16 protein-coding genes are annotated in these 16,690 nt (G+C 62.5%); 8 read left to right on the top strand and 8 right to left on the bottom strand.

Annotation, left to right across the window (positions count from 1 at the left end):
- Positions 1-226 precede the first annotated feature (226 nt).
- From DM374_RS31310 to rpoE, 4 genes are all read right to left on the bottom strand, one after another.
- Positions 227-1,600, bottom strand: coding sequence for a DegQ family serine endoprotease (locus tag DM374_RS31310; protein WP_225422643.1), 1,374 nt, complete (start codon positions 1,598-1,600; stop codon positions 227-229).
- Positions 1,601-1,915: 315 nt separating this feature from the next.
- The gene (locus tag DM374_RS31305; RefSeq protein WP_110973371.1) at positions 1,916-2,878 is read right to left on the bottom strand and encodes a MucB/RseB C-terminal domain-containing protein; all 963 of its coding nucleotides are present in this window, start codon (positions 2,876-2,878) and stop codon (positions 1,916-1,918) included.
- A 17-nt stretch (positions 2,879-2,895) separates the two neighbouring features.
- A complete protein-coding gene (locus DM374_RS31300; protein ID WP_095154837.1) occupies positions 2,896-3,489 on the bottom strand; it encodes a sigma-E factor negative regulatory protein in 594 nt (197 codons plus the stop codon).
- 31 nt (positions 3,490-3,520) lie between these two features.
- Entirely contained in the window at positions 3,521-4,102 is a 582-nt protein-coding gene (gene rpoE / locus DM374_RS31295) for an RNA polymerase sigma factor RpoE (protein WP_010220971.1), read from the bottom strand.
- Positions 4,103-4,558: 456 nt separating this feature from the next.
- Between rpoE and nadB the strand changes: the two genes are divergently transcribed.
- Positions 4,559-6,175 carry an L-aspartate oxidase gene (gene nadB / locus DM374_RS31290; protein WP_110973370.1) on the top strand — a complete coding sequence of 539 codons (1,617 nt, stop codon included), beginning with the start codon at positions 4,559-4,561 and terminating at the stop codon, positions 6,173-6,175.
- Here the strand turns inward: nadB and DM374_RS31285 are convergent.
- Together DM374_RS31285 and DM374_RS31280 are read right to left on the bottom strand one after the other, a co-directional pair.
- The gene (locus DM374_RS31285) at positions 6,144-6,596 is read right to left on the bottom strand and encodes a protein YgfX (RefSeq protein ID WP_110973369.1); all 453 of its coding nucleotides are present in this window, start codon (positions 6,594-6,596) and stop codon (positions 6,144-6,146) included. The genes nadB and DM374_RS31285 overlap by 32 nt on opposite strands.
- Entirely contained in the window at positions 6,580-6,834 is a 255-nt protein-coding gene (locus DM374_RS31280) for an FAD assembly factor SdhE (RefSeq protein ID WP_095154834.1), read from the bottom strand. The genes DM374_RS31285 and DM374_RS31280 overlap by 17 nt, the downstream gene beginning before the upstream one ends.
- 135 nt (positions 6,835-6,969) lie before the next feature.
- Between DM374_RS31280 and ygfZ the strand changes: the two genes are divergently transcribed.
- A complete protein-coding gene (gene ygfZ / locus DM374_RS31275; RefSeq protein WP_110973368.1) occupies positions 6,970-7,899 on the top strand; it encodes a CAF17-like 4Fe-4S cluster assembly/insertion protein YgfZ in 930 nt (309 codons plus the stop codon).
- A 61-nt stretch (positions 7,900-7,960) separates the two neighbouring features.
- Positions 7,961-8,770 carry an HDOD domain-containing protein gene (locus DM374_RS31270; protein WP_110973367.1) on the top strand — a complete coding sequence of 270 codons (810 nt, stop codon included), beginning with the start codon at positions 7,961-7,963 and terminating at the stop codon, positions 8,768-8,770.
- An 18-nt stretch (positions 8,771-8,788) separates the two neighbouring features.
- On the opposite strand, the gene DM374_RS31265 is transcribed toward DM374_RS31270, so the two are convergent.
- Entirely contained in the window at positions 8,789-10,171 is a 1,383-nt protein-coding gene (locus tag DM374_RS31265) for a sensor histidine kinase (protein WP_110973366.1), read from the bottom strand.
- Positions 10,164-10,835 carry a response regulator gene (locus DM374_RS31260; protein ID WP_110973365.1) on the bottom strand — a complete coding sequence of 224 codons (672 nt, stop codon included), beginning with the start codon at positions 10,833-10,835 and terminating at the stop codon, positions 10,164-10,166. Before DM374_RS31260 ends, DM374_RS31265 begins: the two co-directional genes overlap by 8 nt.
- A 202-nt stretch (positions 10,836-11,037) precedes the next feature.
- Between DM374_RS31260 and DM374_RS31255 the strand changes: the two genes are divergently transcribed.
- The 5 genes from DM374_RS31255 (at position 11,038) to DM374_RS31235 (ending at position 16,604) form a co-directional block, all read left to right on the top strand.
- On the top strand, positions 11,038-12,327 hold the full coding sequence (locus DM374_RS31255) for an OprD family porin (protein ID WP_110973364.1): 1,290 nt from the start codon (positions 11,038-11,040) through the stop codon (positions 12,325-12,327).
- Between the two features lie 35 nt (positions 12,328-12,362).
- Positions 12,363-13,343, top strand: a complete 981-nt coding sequence (locus tag DM374_RS31250; protein WP_110973363.1) for a Bug family tripartite tricarboxylate transporter substrate binding protein — start codon at positions 12,363-12,365, stop codon at positions 13,341-13,343.
- A 244-nt stretch (positions 13,344-13,587) separates the two neighbouring features.
- Positions 13,588-14,046, top strand: coding sequence for a tripartite tricarboxylate transporter TctB family protein (locus DM374_RS31245; RefSeq protein WP_110973362.1), 459 nt, complete (start codon positions 13,588-13,590; stop codon positions 14,044-14,046).
- A gap of 1 nt (position 14,047) precedes the next feature.
- A complete protein-coding gene (locus DM374_RS31240; protein ID WP_095154826.1) occupies positions 14,048-15,562 on the top strand; it encodes a tripartite tricarboxylate transporter permease in 1,515 nt (504 codons plus the stop codon).
- Positions 15,555-16,604 (top strand): AbrB family transcriptional regulator, encoded by a 1,050-nt coding sequence (locus tag DM374_RS31235; RefSeq protein ID WP_110973361.1) that lies wholly within the window; start codon positions 15,555-15,557, stop codon positions 16,602-16,604. The genes DM374_RS31240 and DM374_RS31235 overlap by 8 nt, the downstream gene beginning before the upstream one ends.
- Positions 16,605-16,690 lie beyond the last annotated feature (86 nt).

Below are 16,690 nucleotides of genomic sequence, written 5' to 3'. Positions count from 1 at the left end.
ATACTTCGTCAAGGTCAGCTTGAGGGTTGCCAATGCGCTCATTGATAGTCATGGGTATTCTCCAGATCCTGTCGGGCCCGAGGGATGTGCCAGCGGCACGAACGGGGCTGAGAAGATTGAAGAGCCAAATGCATCAGGCGCGCAACTGACAAAAATATCAGGTCGGGGCTATCGAGCTGATGCAAAAAGGGCAGCCAGGAGGCTGCCCTTTTGTTGCGAAACCGGCTTATTCAGCCAGTTTGAACGTGATGAAGCTTGCACGCCCCTGACGCAATACGCGCATGGACACCGAACGGTTCTTCGGCAGTTCCTTGGCGATTTCAGTGAACTCCTTGGCCGAAGTGATCGCCTGATTGTTGAGGTGGCTGATGACGTCACCCGGACGCAGGCCGATCAGGGCCGCCGGACCGTCCTGGACTTCCTTGATGACCACGCCACCGTTGAGCTCCAGGGACTTCTTCTGCTCGGCGGTCAGGTCGGAGACAGTAACGCCCAGGCGGTTGCTGTTGCGCTCGAGCCCACCGCCAGCACTGGCGCTGACTTCCTGATCGTCATCCGGTAGCGCACCGATGGTCACGTCGAGGTTTTGGCGCTTGCCGTTGCGGATGATTTCCAGCTTGGCCTTGGCACCGTCTTTCAAACCGCCCACCAGGTGCGGCAGGTCGGCGGACATGATGATCGGCTGGCCGTTCAGGCTGAGGATCACGTCACCCACTTGCAGACCACCCTTGGCGGCCGGACCGTTTTCCAGCACCTGGGCTACCAGGGCACCGGCCGGCTTGTCCAGACCGAAGGATTCAGCGAGGTCCTTGTTGACCTCCTGGATCACTACGCCCAGCCAGCCACGGCTGACCTTGCCGTCTTTCTTCAACTGGTTGGAAACGTCGATTGCCACATCGATCGGGATCGCGAACGACAGGCCCATGAAGCCACCGGAACGGGTGAAGATCTGCGAGTTGATACCCACGACTTCGCCATTCATGTTGAACAGCGGGCCACCGGAGTTACCCGGGTTGATCGCCACGTCGGTCTGGATGAACGGGACATAGGTATCGTTCGGCAGGGTGCGGCCCTTGGCGCTGACGATGCCTTTGGTCACCGAGTGGTCGAAACCGAACGGCGAACCGATCGCCAATACCCACTCACCCACCTTCAGCTTTGACGAGTCGCCCAGCTTCACGGTCGGCAGGTTCTTGCCTTCGACCTTGAGCAGCGCCACGTCGGTACGCGGGTCAGTGCCGACCAGCTTGGCCTGCAGCTCGCTGCGGTCAGACAGGCGGACGATGATTTCGTCGGCATCGGCGACCACGTGGTTGTTGGTCAGCACGTAACCATCATCGGAAATGATGAAGCCCGACCCCAGCGACTGCGCTTCACGCTGGCGATCACCGCCGCGAGGCTGCTGCGGAATGCTGCGCTCGAAGAACTCGCGGAACATCGGCGGCAGGCCTTCGAGGTCCGGCATCTGACCGGCAGCGACGCGGCGATCCGGCAGTTTCTGCTTGGTACTGATGTTCACGACGGCCGGCGAAGCCTGCTCGACCAGGGTGGTGAAGTCCGGCAGGGCTTCAGCCTGGGCAGCAGCCATCTGGCCGAGCATCAGCACGGCCGTAAACAGCGATAGATAGGATTTCAAGCGTGGTATTGACATACGGCTCCCGTCACAACGAGCGTGGTTAAGCAGTAGGGACCTGCCAACGAAAAAGGCCTGGTGACAAACCCGAAGGCTGCGACCAGGCCAGATACATTGGCATTCTTGATGCTGCAACAGCAGGAAAGGCCAGACCCCGGAAGGGCTGACCTATAGAAAAATCTGGATGTTTTTGCAAACTTGAAGGCTTACCAATCATGTCAGCGGCTCTGGGACATGCTTTTCATCCTTGTCATCCATGTACTGAAACAACTCCAGGGTTTATCACTGGCTGGCTTGAGCGTCCTGCAAGCGCATCGACAACGCCACCCGCTCGGCGGTGCCAATGGGGATTTCTCCCACTACCGTGACCATCATTTCGCCCTTGGGCGTGGTCAGTTGACGCGAGACGGCAGCAGTCGGGCCCAACTGGGTGCGCGCGTCAGAGCCGGCACCACTGTCGATCGTCTCGAGGAACACCGAAAACCGCGCCAGACCATCGTCATACATCATGCTGCTGATGCTGTGCTTGCCGTCCGGGTCCTTGCGCACACTGCTGTTGACCAGCTCGAAACCGGGCGGTAACCAATCCGAACGCCAGCCCACCACCGCCTCGTTGACCTGACCTGAAGCCGGGGCAACCTGCTGGCAGTTGGCACTGGACTTGAGCTCACCGTCCTCTGGGACCCTGGTCTCCAGGCTGGTGAACTGGAAGCGCTCCAGCAGTTGCTCCTTGTCGTTGATCAACAGGGACTTCAGCGGGAGCGCTGTTTTACGATCCAGGTACAACTCGAACGCATAACGATGCTGGTCACGCGGGCGCAGGGTAAGAATCACCACATCGCGCCCGGCTACGCGGGATTGTCCCGCGACGCTCAAGTCGTACCAGTTCATCAGTTTGAGAGGATCGAGGACTCGCGCCGACGACTGCGTCGCATTACCCACACCCTCAACCAGGGCCCCGCTCACGCATTGGGTCTGCCCATCGACACGCACGACTTCCTGGGCCGGACCATCGAGCTGCAACAGCCGCTCGCTGACTTTACCGTCCTGGACCCGATGCCAGATATCGTGGGTGGAAAAACTACCATTGCGCTCGTAAACGAAAGTGCCCTGATAACTTTGCTCCTGCTCGGCCTTGGCCAGACGGTTGAGCCAGTCAGCGGCATCTGTCGACGAGTTGGCGGCCAAGGCCGGCAGCGTCAGGCAGCCGCTGAGCAAGAGCGGTATGAGAGGTAGCGCGCGCATGATCCTCCTTGGTGTTCCTAGCGATTATCCAGGCTGGCGGCACGGGCGTAAGGCAGTGCGCTTTCAGTACCTTTCACTGCTGCTTCCTGAGCGTGTTGACGCATGTAGCCCGGCAGACGCTGATCTTGCCAGCCGCTTTGACCTTGCAACACGCCATTGGCCATCGGCCCGGTAGGCTGTTCGGCACTTTCACTATAGCCTGCCAGAACCGCCGGACCCTGGACCTGTGGTGCAACCAGGCCTTGTTGAACCGGTTGCTGGGCAGCCAGTTGGGCACCCGTGATTTCGTCCTGGTTGTACAGGCGTACACCTACCAGCACTGCCAGAGTCACCGAGGCAGCTACCGCCAGACGACCGACAGTACGCCATGGGCCGCGAGTAACCTTGGCCGGCGTGGCTTCATCGGCCAACGCGGCGGAGACCGCGGAGGCGATATCCAGTTTCGGCAGCAGCAATTCCTTGTGCATCGCTGCACGGGCGACCTGGTAACGCGACCAGGTGGCTCGGGTGTCGGAATCGTCCATGGCACTCAATACCCGACGTAATTCCAGTTCGTCCGCTTCGTTATCCATCACCGCGGACAGCGATTCCTGCAAAGCTTCACGACTCATGGCGGTTCCTCTCTTGGCTGTCGCCGCTGTCTCAGGTTTCCTGCAACAACGGCTGCAGGGCTTTGTCTATGGCCTCCCGAGCGCGGAAAATACGAGAGCGCACGGTACCCACCGGACACTGCATGACGCTCGCAATGTCCTCGTAACTCAGACCATCGAATTCACGTAAAGTTAACGCCGTACGCAAATCTTCTGGCAGTTGCTGGATGGTTCGATGGACGGTGCCTTCGATCTCGTCCCGCAACAGCGCGCGTTCTGGGGATTCGAGGTCCTTGAGGCCATGATCGCCATCGTAAAACTCTGCATCCTCGGAACTGACATCGCTGTCCGGTGGCCGCCGACCGCGGGACACCAGATAGTTTTTCGCCGTGTTGATCGCAATGCGGTACAGCCAGGTATAGAAAGCGCTGTCACCACGAAAATTGCCAAGAGCACGGTAGGCCTTGATGAACGCTTCCTGCGCAACATCCTGGGCCTCATGGGTGTCGTGCACGAATCGCACGATCAACCCGAGAATCTTGTGCTGATACTTCAGCACCAACAGATCGAACGCTCGCCTGTCGCCGCGCTGCACGCGCTCGACAAGCTGCTGATCCTCTTCCTGGGTTAGCATGAACACTCCTCGGTGAACCTGGAGGGGTGCTGCATTGGCCATCGTTCAGGCTTGCAACCATAGACTCGGGCTTTTTGCAAAAGTTCTCCCCCTCCAGACAAGTTTCCGGCGGCCCTTGATCGGCTCGCACGAAAAACGCAGCGCGGTCGCTGCCGGCTGCGTCAATAAATCAGTCTTCTATGCATGGGCAACGACCAAAACGACCGTCGCCTCCTGCCGCTGCGGCTGCTGGCGTACAGGCAACCCTCTATGGATAGGTACGTTTCCAGTAAAGTTCCACGCGTGGCTGCCAGAAGCGCGTCAGTGACATGGAAATCAGGGCATTGAGGCTGCTATAAAGGCACCCCACCCAGATTCACGATAGTTTCACAATGCCATAAACGCTTGACCATTGTGCCGATACCACCGTCCTTATACCAGTGTCCTTCGTGGTCGCCCCGCGCGGAAAATCCAGACATGAGCCAACAATTACAACATGACGTCCTCGTGATCGGCAGCGGTGCCGCGGGCCTGAGCCTGGCACTGAACCTGCCCTCCCATCTGCGCATCGCGGTACTGAGCAAGGGCGATCTCGCCAATGGCTCGACCTTTTGGGCGCAGGGCGGCGTCGCCGCGGTGCTCGACGATACCGACACCGTGCAATCCCACGTCGAAGATACCCTCAATGCCGGCGGCGGCCTGTGCCACGAAGACGCGGTGCGCTTCACCGTCGAGCACAGCCGCGAATCGATCCAGTGGTTGATCGACCAGGGCGTGCCGTTCACCCGTGATGAACATGCCAGCGTCGACGACGGTGGTTTCGAGTTCCACCTGACCCGCGAAGGCGGTCACAGCCACCGGCGCATCATCCATGCCGCCGATGCCACAGGTGCAGCGATCTTCAAGACCTTGCTGGACCAGGCCCGGCAGCGACCGAATATCGAACTGCTGGAGCAACGCGTGGCGGTGGACCTGATCACCGAACGTCGTCTCGGCCTGGATGGCGAACGCTGCCTCGGCGCCTACGTGCTCAATCGCGCGACCGGCGAGGTCGACACCTTCGGCGCCCGCTTCACGGTGCTGGCCACCGGCGGCGCAGCCAAGGTCTACCTCTATACCAGCAACCCGGACGGCGCCTGTGGCGACGGCATCGCCATGGCCTGGCGCGCCGGTTGCCGGGTGGCCAACCTGGAATTCAACCAGTTCCACCCGACCTGCCTGTATCACCCGCAGGCCAAGAGTTTCCTGATCACCGAGGCCCTGCGTGGCGAAGGCGGACTGCTCAAGCTGCCCAACGGCGAACGCTTCATGCACCGCTTCGACCCGCGCGCCGAACTGGCGCCGCGGGATATCGTCGCCCGCGCCATCGACCATGAAATGAAGCGACTGGGCGTGGACTGCGTTTATCTGGACATCAGCCACAAGCCGGCCGATTTCGTCAAAAGCCACTTCCCGACCGTCTATGAACGCTGCCTGACCTTCGGCATCGACATCACCCGCCAGGCGATCCCGGTGGTCCCCGCCGCCCACTACACCTGTGGCGGCGTGATGATCGACCAGGACGGCCGCACCGATGTGCCGGGTCTCTACGCCATCGGAGAAACCAGTTTCACCGGCCTGCACGGCGCCAACCGCATGGCCAGCAACTCGCTGCTGGAGTGTTTCGTCTATGGTCGTTCAGCGGCCGCCGACATCGTCGCGCAACTGGAACAGGTCGGCATGCCCAACGCCCTGCCCTGCTGGGACGCCAGCCAGGTGACCGACTCGGACGAGGACGTGATCATTGCGCACAACTGGGACGAGTTGCGGCGGTTCATGTGGGACTACGTCGGCATCGTGCGCACCAACAAGCGCCTGCAACGGGCCGAGCACCGTGTGCGCCTGCTGCTGGATGAAATCGACGAGTTCTACAGCAACTACAAAGTCAGCCGCGACCTGATCGAGCTGCGCAACCTGGCCCAGGTCGCCGAACTGATGATCAAGTCAGCCATGCAGCGCAAGGAATCCCGCGGCCTGCATTACACCCTGGACTACCCGAACCTGCTGCCGGACGCCAAGGACACTATTCTGCAGCCGCCCACCTTTTCCGACTGAACTTCAGGCGCAAGCGCAGGCGCCGGTGCTGCACCGGCTCCAGCGCATCATGGCCGATGCACTGGCTGCGGGCGAAGAATTGCCCCGGCCGGCGGAAACGCAGAATAACCAACCCCGGCAGCGCCATGCTGTCACGGCGCAATTGCACTGCGTGCCAGCCACGAACGGCGCTCCATAGCTGCCAGCCATGGGCATCGCGGCGCAGGCGGGTGATGGCATCGGGATGGGAAAGGAGTATCTGGCGGGGAATGACCCAGAAGGCATGCCCCAGGCACAGGGCCAGGCCCGCGAGGGCAAGCAGTGGCGGGATCGCCAGGAGCGCAAGCGCCGTGATGGCCAGCGCGAGACAGGCGAGATAAGCCGCCAGCAGTAGCTTTGAGCCCTGCCAGCGGCACTCGAAACTGTTACTTGGGCTGGACACGGTCCAGGATGATGCGAACCATGCGTTGCAGTTCCGGGTCTTCGGACTCGGAGCGTTCCATGAACCAGCCGAACATGTCCTGGTCTTCACAGCTCAGCAGACGAACATACAGCTCGCGATCCGTCTCGCTCAGGGTCGAGTAAACCTCCTGGGTGAAAGGTACCAGCAGTACGTCCAGCTCCAGCATGCCGCGGCGGCTGTGCCAGAACAGTCGATTGAGTTCAGTTTGTTCGACCATGGGGCCCTCCTCGAATAGGCGGCCAGTATACAGACCGGACCTCACAAGGGCACACGGCATTGGTCTAGGTCCGCTACCTATTTTGCCAATGGCACTCTATGATGGCCCCCAGTCTTATTTCACCTGCGATGAACCATGGCCGACTCCGCTTTTTTCTGCACCCTCTCCCATGAAGGCGTCCTCGCTGTACGCGGTTCGGACGCTGGCAAGTTCCTTCAAGGTCAACTGACCTGCCATATCGGTTATCTCAGCGAAAACACCTCCAGCCTCGGTTCGCGCTGCATGCAGAAAGGCCGGATGCAATCGAGCTTCCGCATCCTTCCCGAAGGCGATGGCTTCCTTCTGGCCATGACCCGCGAACTGCTGGAATCGCAATTGGCCGACCTGAAGAAGTACGCCGTGTTTTCCAAGGCCAAGCTCACCGACGAAAGCGCCGCCTGGGTCCGTTTCGGCCTGAGCCACGGTGAAGCTGCCCTCGCCTCCCTGGGCCTCGAAGTGCCGGATCAGGCTGGCGCGACCGTCCGCCATGACGGTCTGATCGCGATCAATGTTTCTCCTGACCGTGTCGAACTGTGGGTGCCTGCCGCCCAGGCCGACTCGGTGCGTGCACAATTGACCGACCATCTGTCGGAAGGCGAGCTGGATGACTGGCTGCTCGGACAGATCCGCGCCGGTATCGGACAGGTCATGGAGCAGACCCGCGAGCTGTTCATTCCACAGATGATCAACCTGCAGGCCGTGGGCGGTGTCAGCTTCAAGAAAGGCTGCTACACCGGACAGGAAATCGTCGCCCGCATGCAATACCTCGGCAAGCTCAAGCGCCGCCTGTACCGGCTGGCCCTGAACGAAGGCGAGATGCCGGCCCCCGGCAGCGAAATTTTCTCGCCGACCCACGGTTCATCCGTCGGCGAAGTCGTGATTGCCGCCCGCGGCGAGCTGCTCGCGGTGCTTACGGCCGACGCCGTCGAAGACGACAACTTGCATCTGGGCAGTCTCGAAGGCCCACGCCTGAGCCTGCTGCCGTTGCCTTACGAACTGGACCGCGACCGCGAGATCCAGCGCTGAACCCGCCACGCCCCACCGCGCATACCGACGGGGCCATCCCTGAACGCGGGAGAGAATCACGATGAACACGCTGGCCGAGATGGTCCAAACGCAGTTACTGGCCGCCATCGACAATGACGATCTGGTCTTGCCGACCCTGCCCGAGGTTGCCTTGAGCATCCGCGAAGCGGCGGAAGACAGCGAGATCAGTGTCAGCACCCTTAGCAAGGTGATCGGCAGCGACGCCGCCCTCGCCGCTCGCCTGATCAAGGTAGTCAACAGCCCGCTGCTGCGCGCGATCACTGAAGTCACCGACCTGCAGACCGCGATCACCCGACTGGGGGTCAATTACAGCTGCAACCTCGCGATTGGCCTGGTGATCGAGCAGATTTTCCATGCCCGCTCGGAAGTGATCGAACAGAAAATGCGGGAAATCTGGGCAAAAAGCCTTGAGGTTGCAGGGATAAGCTATGAACTGTGTCAACGCTTCACCGAGTTGAAGCCCGACCAGGCTGCCCTCGCGGGGCTGGTCCATCAGATCGGCGTGCTGCCAATCCTCACCTATGCCGAGGAACACAACGAACTGCTGTCGGACCCGGTCTGCCTGAACCATGTGATCGAGCAGATCCAGCCGGTGCTGGGCGACAAGATTCTCAGTGTCTGGGAGTTCCCCGAGCAACTGGCCGGGTTACCGGGCGAGGTGCAGAACCTGGACCGGGAGTCCGCCAAGGTGGATTACATCGATATCGTCCAGATCGCTCAGGTGCTGTGCGATAGCAACGAGTGGGAACGGCCGTTGGCGGCGCTGCCGGCGTTTCGGCATCTGCGGTTGTCGGCGAGCAGTCCGGTGCTGTCTGAAGAGCTGATGGATGCGAAGCGGATGTTTCGCTGACGTTGAGGCCTGAAACCATCACCCCGCCGGATTGAAACTCACTCGAACCTTCAACCCGCCCTTTTCGCCATCATGCAAGCTGATGGCGGCAAGGTGCGCGCGGCAGATTTCGCCGACGATCGCCAAACCCAGCCCGGTGCCCTGAGCACTGCCCCGGTAAAAGCGCTCGAAGACTTTCTCCCGCTCCTGCGCCGGTATCCCGGGCCCGTCATCCTCGACTTCCAGCTCGCCCGGCGCCGTCACCCGCAAGATCACGTTGCCGCCCTTGGGCGTGTGTGCCAAAGCGTTGTCCACCAAATTACTGAGCAGCTCGTTGAGCAGCGTCGGCTCGCCGCGCACCCACACCGGCGCCTCGGCCTCCAGCGCCAGGGCGATCCCGCGGGCATGGGCCAGCGGCGCCATCGCCATGCCCAGTTCCCGCGCCAACTGGCTAAGATCCAGTAGTTGCGCGCCGCCCTCGGCAATCGCCCGGGCGCCGTTTTCCACCCGCGCCATGGACAGCAACTGATTGGCCAGGTGGGTCAGCTTGTCGGTGCTCTGCGCCGTGGCCTGCAGGGTTTCATGCCAGACCTGCGGCTCTTTCGAGCGCAGCCCCAACTCGACCCGCGCCTTGAGCGCCGCCAACGGCGTGCGCAACTCGTGAGCGGCATCGGCGATGAATTGCGCCTGACGCTCGAACTGCTCGCGCAAGCGTTCGGTGAAGTGGTTCAAGGCCCGCACCAATGGCCCCAGTTCGTGCTGCACTTCCACCGAAGGCAAGGGCCGCAGGTCGTCCGGCTGGCGTTCTTCCACTGCCCCGCGCAACCGCTCCAACGGTCGTAACGCCGCACTGACGGCAAACCACACCAGCAGCAATGCCCCCAGCGCCAGCATGCCGAGGCGCAGCAGAGTATCGGCCATCAGGCTGCGCGCCATACGGACCCGCGCTTCTTCGGTCTCAGCCACACGAATCTCGGCCATGCCGTTCATGTTCGGTTCGCTGACCGCCTTGAGCAGGCTGACCACGCGCACATCCTGGCCCAGGTAGCGCGCATCGTAGAACCGCGCCAGCGCCGGGTAATCGTCGGTGCGTGGGGTGCCGGGCGGCGGCGCCGGCAGGTTTTCGTAGCCGGAGATCAGCTTCTGGTGGATGTCGTTGACCTGGTAGTAGATGCGTCCGGCGCTGTCGTAGGCAAAGGTGTCGAGTGCCACGTAGGGCACGTCGGCGCTGAGGGTGCCATCGCGTTGCGACAAACCGGCGGCGATGGTCCGTGCCGAGGCCAGCAGGGTCCGGTCGTAGGCGGTGTCGGCGGCTTCGCGGCCGTTCCAGTAGGCGCTCAGGCCGCTGGCGATCATCAGTACCACCAGCAGCAACGCCAGGTTCCACAGCAGGCGGCCGCGCAGGCTGCCGGCGCTACGCATCACGGTGCTCAAGGAGGTAGCCGAGGCCGCGGAAGGTGACGATGGCGACGGCGTGTCCATCGAGCTTCTTGCGCAGCCGATGGACGTAGATTTCGATGGCGTCGGCGCTGGCTTCCTCATCCAGGCCGAAGACCTGGGAGGCCAGTTGCTCCTTGCTCATGACCCGGCCAGGACGGGCGATCAACGCCTCAAGCACCGCCTGCTCGCGGGAGGTCAGGGTCAGCAGTTCATCGCTGAGGGTGAAGCGCCGGGTATCGAGATCGTAGACCAGCGGACCGCAGCGCTGCTGGCGCTCGCCGCCAAGCACGCTGCGCCGTAGCAGCGCCTTGACCCGCGCTTCCAGCTCAGTCAGTTCGAAGGGCTTGGCCAAGTAATCGTCGGCGCCGAGGTTGAGGCCATGGACCCGGTCCTTGACGTCGCTGCGCGCGGTGAGCATCAGCACCGGGACGTTCTTGCCGCGGGCACGCAAGCGCGCCAGCACCTCGAAGCCGTCCATCCGCGGCAGGCCCACATCGAGCACCACCACGGCGTATTCCTCGCTGGCCAGGGCCAGGTCGGCGGCCACGCCATCGTGCAGCACGTCCACGGTCAGGCCGGTGCTTTTCAGCGCCTGGGCCACGCTTTCGGCCAGTTGCAGATGGTCTTCGACGAGCAGCACTCGCATCGATTTCTCCCGGTCGCATCGCGTTCAGTGGCGCGGAGTTTACAGAGGAAGCATGGCCTGTGAAGCCACCGCGCGGATGAAAGTCGATTGAAAGGTTAGCGAAAGGTTGAGCCCCTAGCATCCGTTCACGGCCCTTTCCGGGAGCCGTAGAACGAACCGCAGTGTTCGAACCGATAAGAACAATAAACGGGGTTACTCCACGATGCTGTCATCACAGCCGCAGGCGTTCGCGCCTATTCGTCGTCCTATCACTCGCCCGACTTCCCTCGCCAGCGCCATCGCCCTTTGCAGTGTTGCTCCGCTGAGCCAGGCCGCCTTCTTCGAAGACAGCAGCGCCACCTTCGAAACCCGCAACATGTACTTCAACCGCGACTTTCGCGACGGCACCAGCGCGCAACAATCCAAGCGCGACGAATGGGCCCAGGGCTTCATGCTCAACCTCCAGTCCGGCTACACCGAAGGCACCGTCGGCTTTGGCGTCGATGCGCTGGGCATGCTCGGTGTCAAGCTCGACTCCAGCCCCGACCGTACCGGCACCGGCCTGCTGCCAACCCATGACGACGGCCGCGCCGCCGACGAATACTCCAAGCTCGGCCTGACCGGCAAGGTGAAGATCTCCGCCACCGAGCTGAAGATCGGCACCCTGATCCCGGAGCTGCCAACCCTCAAGCCCAACGACGGGCGGATCCTGCCGCAGACCTTCGAAGGCGGATTGCTGACCTCCAAGGAACTGAAGAACCTGACCTTCACCGGCGGACGTCTGGAGAAGGCCAAGGATCGCGATGACACCAACAAGGAAGACATCGCACTGAACAACAAGAACGGTCGCTTCCTCGGCACCGTCGCCGGCAATCATTTCGACCTCGCCGGCCTGGACTACAAATTCACCGACCGTATCACCGGCAGCTATCACTTCGCCCAGCTCGATGACGTGTATCGCCAGCACTTCGCTGGCCTGGTCGCCACCCAGCCGTTTGGCCCGGGCACCTTCGGCGCCGACCTGCGCCTGGCGATCAGCGATGACCAGGGCCAGGCCCGCGGCGGCAAGATCGACAACACTTCGCTCAACGGCATGCTCAGCTACGGCCTCAACGGCCACAAGTTGAGCGCCGCCTACCAGAGCATGTCCGGTGACAGCGCCTTCCCCTACGTGGATGGCTCCGACCCGTACCTCGTCAACTTCGTCCAGATCAACGACTTCGCCGGAGCCGACGAACGCTCCTGGCAAGTGCGTTACGACTACGACTTCGCCAAAATCGGCATTCCAGGGCTGAGCTTCATGACCCGTTACGTCAACGGGGACAACGTCAGCCTGGCGAACGGCAGCGAAGGCAAAGAATGGGAACGCAACACCGAGCTCAAGTACGTGGTGCAGAGCGGGACGCTGAAAAACGTCGCCGTACGCCTGCGCAACGCCACCTACCGCTCCAACTTCGCCCGCGACGCGGACGAGGTGCGGCTGCTGGTGAGCTACAGCGTGGCCCTGTGGTAATCCGCCTATAACAATTAAAGCTACGGAGACTGACGATGACTTTTTCACTACGCCGAATCGCCCTCGCCACCGGTTGCCTGTTGCTGGCCGGCCAGGTGCTGGCTGCCGAACCGAAACGCCCTGAATGCATCGCCCCGGCCTCGCCGGGTGGTGGCTTCGACCTGACCTGCAAACTGGTGCAAAGCGCACTGGTCAACGAGAAAATCCTCAGCAAGCCGATGCGTGTGACCTACATGCCCGGCGGTGTCGGCGCGGTGGCCTACAACGCCGTGGTCGCCCAACGTCCGGGCGACGCCGGGACGCTGGTGGCCTGGTCCAGCGGTTCGTTGCTGAACCTGGCCCAGGGCAAGTTCGGCCGGTTCGACGAAAACGCCGTGCGCTGGCTGGCGGCGGTGGGCACCAGTTACGGTGCCATCGCAGTGAAAAATGATTCGCCCTACAAGACCCTCGACGATCTGGTCGCGGCATTGAAGAAAGATCCGAGCAAAGTGGTGATTGGTTCCGGTGGCACCGTAGGCAGCCAGGACTGGATGCAAACCGCGCTGATCGCCAAGGCCGCCGGCATCAACCCGCGTGACCTGCGCTACGTGGCCCTGGAAGGCGGTGGTGAAATTGCTACCGCGCTGCTCGGCGGCCATATTCAGGTCGGCAGTACCGACATTTCCGACTCCATGCCGCACATCCAGAGCGGCGACATGCGCCTGCTCGCCGTGTTCTCCGACAAGCGCCTGGACGAGCCGGAGATGAAGGACATTCCTACCGCGAAGGAACAGGGCTACGACATCGTCTGGCCGGTGGTGCGCGGGTTCTACCTCGGGCCGAAGGTGAGCGACGAAGACTACGCCTGGTGGAAAGCGTCTTTCGACACGCTGCTGGCCTCCGAAGAGTTCGCCAAGCTGCGTGACCAGCGCGAGCTGTTCCCGTTCGCCATGACCGGCGAAGAGCTGGACACCTACGTCAAGAAACAGGTCGCCGACTACAAGGCGCTGGCTCGGGAGTTCGGGCTGATTCAGTAGACCTTATCGCTGGCAAGCCAGCTCCCACAGGGATCGCGTTGGCCACAAACCTTGTGATTGACACAAACACTGTGAGAGCTGGCTTGCCAACTCCTGCAGAGATCGCGTCGACCACAACCTTGTGATTGACACAAACACTGTGGGAGCTGGCTTGCCAGCGATGAGTCCCTCAAGACAGCACCAATGCCCTGCCCCGCACGGGCTGGGCATTACCTGAAATCAGCCTCCCCAAGAGGATTTCTTGATGATCCTGCAACGTGTCTTTGCCCTGATACTGCTGGCGGTCTGTGCCGCCCTGGCCGTCATGGCCTGGCCCTACCAGGCCGCGTTTTCCTACGAGCCCGTCGGCCCCCGCGCCTACCCGCTGTTGATGCTTGGCCTGATGGGCCTCGCCCTGCTCTACCTGGCCTTTCGCCCCACCCCTATCGTCCGCAGTGAGGACGAACCGGAACTGGACCGCGAAACCCTGAACAAGATCGGCCTCTGCGTCGGTCTGCTGGTGGTTTTCGCCGCCACCTTCGAATCCCTCGGCTTCATCGTCAGCAGCATCCTCATCGGCGTGCCGATGGCCCGTCTCTACGGTGGTCGCTGGCTGCACAGCGTGATCATCGTCGGCTTCATGAGCATCGCCCTGTACGTGCTGTTCGACCGGGTGATGGACGTTCCACTGCCGCTTGGCCTGCTCGACGTTCTGGAGAATTGACATGGATACCCTAAGTTATCTGGGCCAGGGCTTCGGCGTGGCTCTCAGCCCGTACAACCTGGTCACCGCGCTCTGCGGCACCCTGATCGGCACCGTGGTCGGCCTGCTGCCGGGCCTCGGCCCAATCAACGGCGTGGCGCTGCTGATCCCCATCGCGTTCGCCCTCGGCCTGCCGCCGGAGTCGGCGCTGATCCTGCTGGCGGCGGTCTACCTGGGCTGCGAATACGGCGGCCGGATCAGCTCGATCCTGCTCAACATCCCGGGCGAAGCCTCCACCGTGATGACCACCCTCGACGGATACCCCATGGCCCGCCAAGGCCTGGCCGGTGTGGCGCTGTCGCTGTCGGCGTGGAGCTCGTTCATCGGTGCTTTCATCGCCACCTGCGGCATGGTGCTGTTCGCCCCGCTGCTGGCGAAATGGGCGATCGCCTTCGGGCCGGCGGAGTACTTCGTGCTGATGGTGTTCGCCATCGTCTGTCTCGGCGGGATGGCCGGCGACAGACCGCTGAAAACCTTTATCGCCGCGTTGATCGGCCTGTTCCTGTCCAGCGTCGGTATCGACGCCAACAGCGGCGTGTACCGCTTCACCGGTGACAGCGTGCACCTGGCCGACGGCATCCAGTTCGTCGTGCTGGTGCTGGGCCTGTTCTCCATCAGCGAAATCCTTCTGCTGCTGGAAAAGACCCACCACGGCCACGAAGCAGTGAAGGCCACCGGACGTATGCTGTTCAACTTCAAGGAAGCGGCCTCGGTGTTCGTGGTGAATATCCGCTGCGGCCTGCTCGGCTTCATCATGGGCGTGTTGCCCGGTGCCGGTGCGACCCTCGCCAGCGCCGTGGCCTACATGACCGAGAAGCGTATCGCCGGTGCCAGCGGCAAGTTCGGCAAAGGTGACGCCCGTGGTCTTGCGGCCCCTGAAACCGCCATCGGCGCGTCCTGCTGCGGCGCCCTGGTGCCGATGCTGACCCTCGGTGTTCCAGGTTCGGGCACCACCGCCGTGATGATCGGCGCACTGACCCTGTACAACATCACCCCCGGGCCGATGCTGTTCGAACAACAACCGGACATCGTCTGGGGCCTGATCGCCTCGCTGTTCATCGCCAACATCATGCTGGTGATCCTGAACATTCCGATGATCCGCATCTTCACTCGCATCCTCGCCGTACCGAACTGGGCGCTGGTGCCGGTGATCGCGATCATCACCGCGATCGGCGTCTACGCCGTGCACGCCACCACCTTCGATCTGTTCCTGATGGTCGGCATCGGCATCATGGGATACATCCTGCGCAAGCTGGACTTCCCGCTGTCGCCGATCCTGCTCGGCTTCATCCTTGGCGGCCTGATGGAACAGAACCTGCGCCGCGCGCTGTCGATCTCCAACGGCGCGCTGGACATCCTCTGGTCGAGCCCGATCAGTGTCGCGGTGTGGACCCTGACCGTGCTGATGATGACCCTGCCGCTGATCCGCATCTGGCGTCGTCGGGTACTGCAGCGTCGCGCCCTGGCCGATGTCTGAGTCGTCCTTCAGACAATGGTGGGCAACCCCGCTGGTCGGCCTGGCCGGCGGGTTCGCGGCCAGCGCCGTCGGCTGGCCGTTGCCGTTCATGGTCGGTTCGTTGTTGGCGATAATCCTGGTGCGCTGCCTGACGCCGTGGCAATTGGCGGAAATCCCGGGTGGGCGCAAGTGCGGGCAATGGGTCGTCGGGATCGGCATCGGCCTGCACTTCACGCCGCATGTCGCTGAACAGGTTGCCAGCCATTTCGGCCTGATCTTCTTCGGTGCGCTGATCACCAGTTTTTCCAGCGTGGTCGGCGTCTGGCTGCTGCGGCGCACCGGTGAGGACCGCGCCACCGCGTTCTTCTCCAGCATGCCGGGCGGCTCGGGCGAGATGGTCAACCTTGGCGCGCGCAATGGCGCCAACCTCAGTCGCGTGGCGGCCGGGCAGAGTCTGCGGGTTTTGGCGGTGGTGTTGTGCGTGCCAGCGGCGTTCAAGTACCTGCTGGGAGATGGCGTGCCGATCGCCCATGCCGGTGCGGTCAATTGGGCCTGGCTGGCGCTGCTGTTCCCGCTTGGTGCGCTGGTGGCGTGGACCTGGCAACGCCTGAAGCAGCCCAACCCGTGGCTGTTCGGGCCACTGCTGGTGGCGGGTGTCGCCAGTATCGGCTGGAACCTCCATCTGGGCCTCCCGGACGGCGCCAGCCAGATCGGCCAGTGGCTGATCGGTAGCGGTCTGGGCTGTCACTTCAACCGGGCGTTCTTCCGACGCGCGCCCTCGTTCCTCGCCCGCACCCTGGCGGCGACCGTACTGACCATGCTGATTGCCGCCATCGCGGCCCTTGCGCTCAGTGCCGCGACCCATCTCGATCTGCGTTCGCTGACCCTGGGCATGATGCCCGGCGGTATCGCCGAGATGAGCCTGACTGCGGAGACCCTGCAGCTGTCGGTACCGCTGGTGACGGCGCTGCAGATGATGCGGTTGTTGTTCGTGCTGTTTCTGGCGGAGCCGTTGTTCCGGCACTGGGACAGCCAGTTTTCGCGTCGTTCCGCCGGGCCATAGAACAACGTTCTTCACGGAATGGTGGGGGCGATGATCTTTGGGGCTTGAGGCTTGGGGCTTGGGGCTGTGAGCTTATCCATTCGTTT

Origin of the sequence: Pseudomonas huaxiensis, from assembly GCF_003231275.1 — a bacterium.
Classification (GTDB): Bacteria; Pseudomonadota; Gammaproteobacteria; order Pseudomonadales; family Pseudomonadaceae; genus Aquipseudomonas; species Aquipseudomonas huaxiensis.
This window is presented reverse-complemented; position numbering and strand designations above follow the sequence as displayed.

What these genes read in the sequence shown, in the direction of transcription:
- nadB (WP_110973370.1), top strand. Translation starts at nt 4,559, where the DNA reads ATGAGCCAACAATTACAACATGACGTCCTCGTGATCGGCAGCGGTGCC.
- ygfZ (WP_110973368.1), top strand. Translation starts at nt 6,970, where the DNA reads ATGGCCGACTCCGCTTTTTTCTGCACCCTCTCCCATGAAGGCGTCCTC.
- DM374_RS31280 (WP_095154834.1), bottom strand. Translation starts at nt 6,834, where the DNA reads ATGGTCGAACAAACTGAACTCAATCGACTGTTCTGGCACAGCCGCCGC.
- rpoE (WP_010220971.1), bottom strand. Translation starts at nt 4,102, where the DNA reads ATGCTAACCCAGGAAGAGGATCAGCAGCTTGTCGAGCGCGTGCAGCGC.
- DM374_RS31260 (WP_110973365.1), bottom strand. Translation starts at nt 10,835, where the DNA reads ATGCGAGTGCTGCTCGTCGAAGACCATCTGCAACTGGCCGAAAGCGTG.
- DM374_RS31250 (WP_110973363.1), top strand. Translation starts at nt 12,363, where the DNA reads ATGACTTTTTCACTACGCCGAATCGCCCTCGCCACCGGTTGCCTGTTG.
- DM374_RS31300 (WP_095154837.1), bottom strand. Translation starts at nt 3,489, where the DNA reads ATGAGTCGTGAAGCTTTGCAGGAATCGCTGTCCGCGGTGATGGATAAC.
- DM374_RS31235 (WP_110973361.1), top strand. Translation starts at nt 15,555, where the DNA reads ATGTCTGAGTCGTCCTTCAGACAATGGTGGGCAACCCCGCTGGTCGGC.
- DM374_RS31310 (WP_225422643.1), bottom strand. Translation starts at nt 1,600, where the DNA reads ATGCTCGGCCAGATGGCTGCTGCCCAGGCTGAAGCCCTGCCGGACTTC.
- DM374_RS31255 (WP_110973364.1), top strand. Translation starts at nt 11,038, where the DNA reads ATGCTGTCATCACAGCCGCAGGCGTTCGCGCCTATTCGTCGTCCTATC.
- DM374_RS31265 (WP_110973366.1), bottom strand. Translation starts at nt 10,171, where the DNA reads ATGCGTAGCGCCGGCAGCCTGCGCGGCCGCCTGCTGTGGAACCTGGCG.
- DM374_RS31240 (WP_095154826.1), top strand. Translation starts at nt 14,048, where the DNA reads ATGGATACCCTAAGTTATCTGGGCCAGGGCTTCGGCGTGGCTCTCAGC.
- DM374_RS31305 (WP_110973371.1), bottom strand. Translation starts at nt 2,878, where the DNA reads ATGCGCGCGCTACCTCTCATACCGCTCTTGCTCAGCGGCTGCCTGACG.
- DM374_RS31270 (WP_110973367.1), top strand. Translation starts at nt 7,961, where the DNA reads ATGAACACGCTGGCCGAGATGGTCCAAACGCAGTTACTGGCCGCCATC.
- DM374_RS31245 (WP_110973362.1), top strand. Translation starts at nt 13,588, where the DNA reads ATGATCCTGCAACGTGTCTTTGCCCTGATACTGCTGGCGGTCTGTGCC.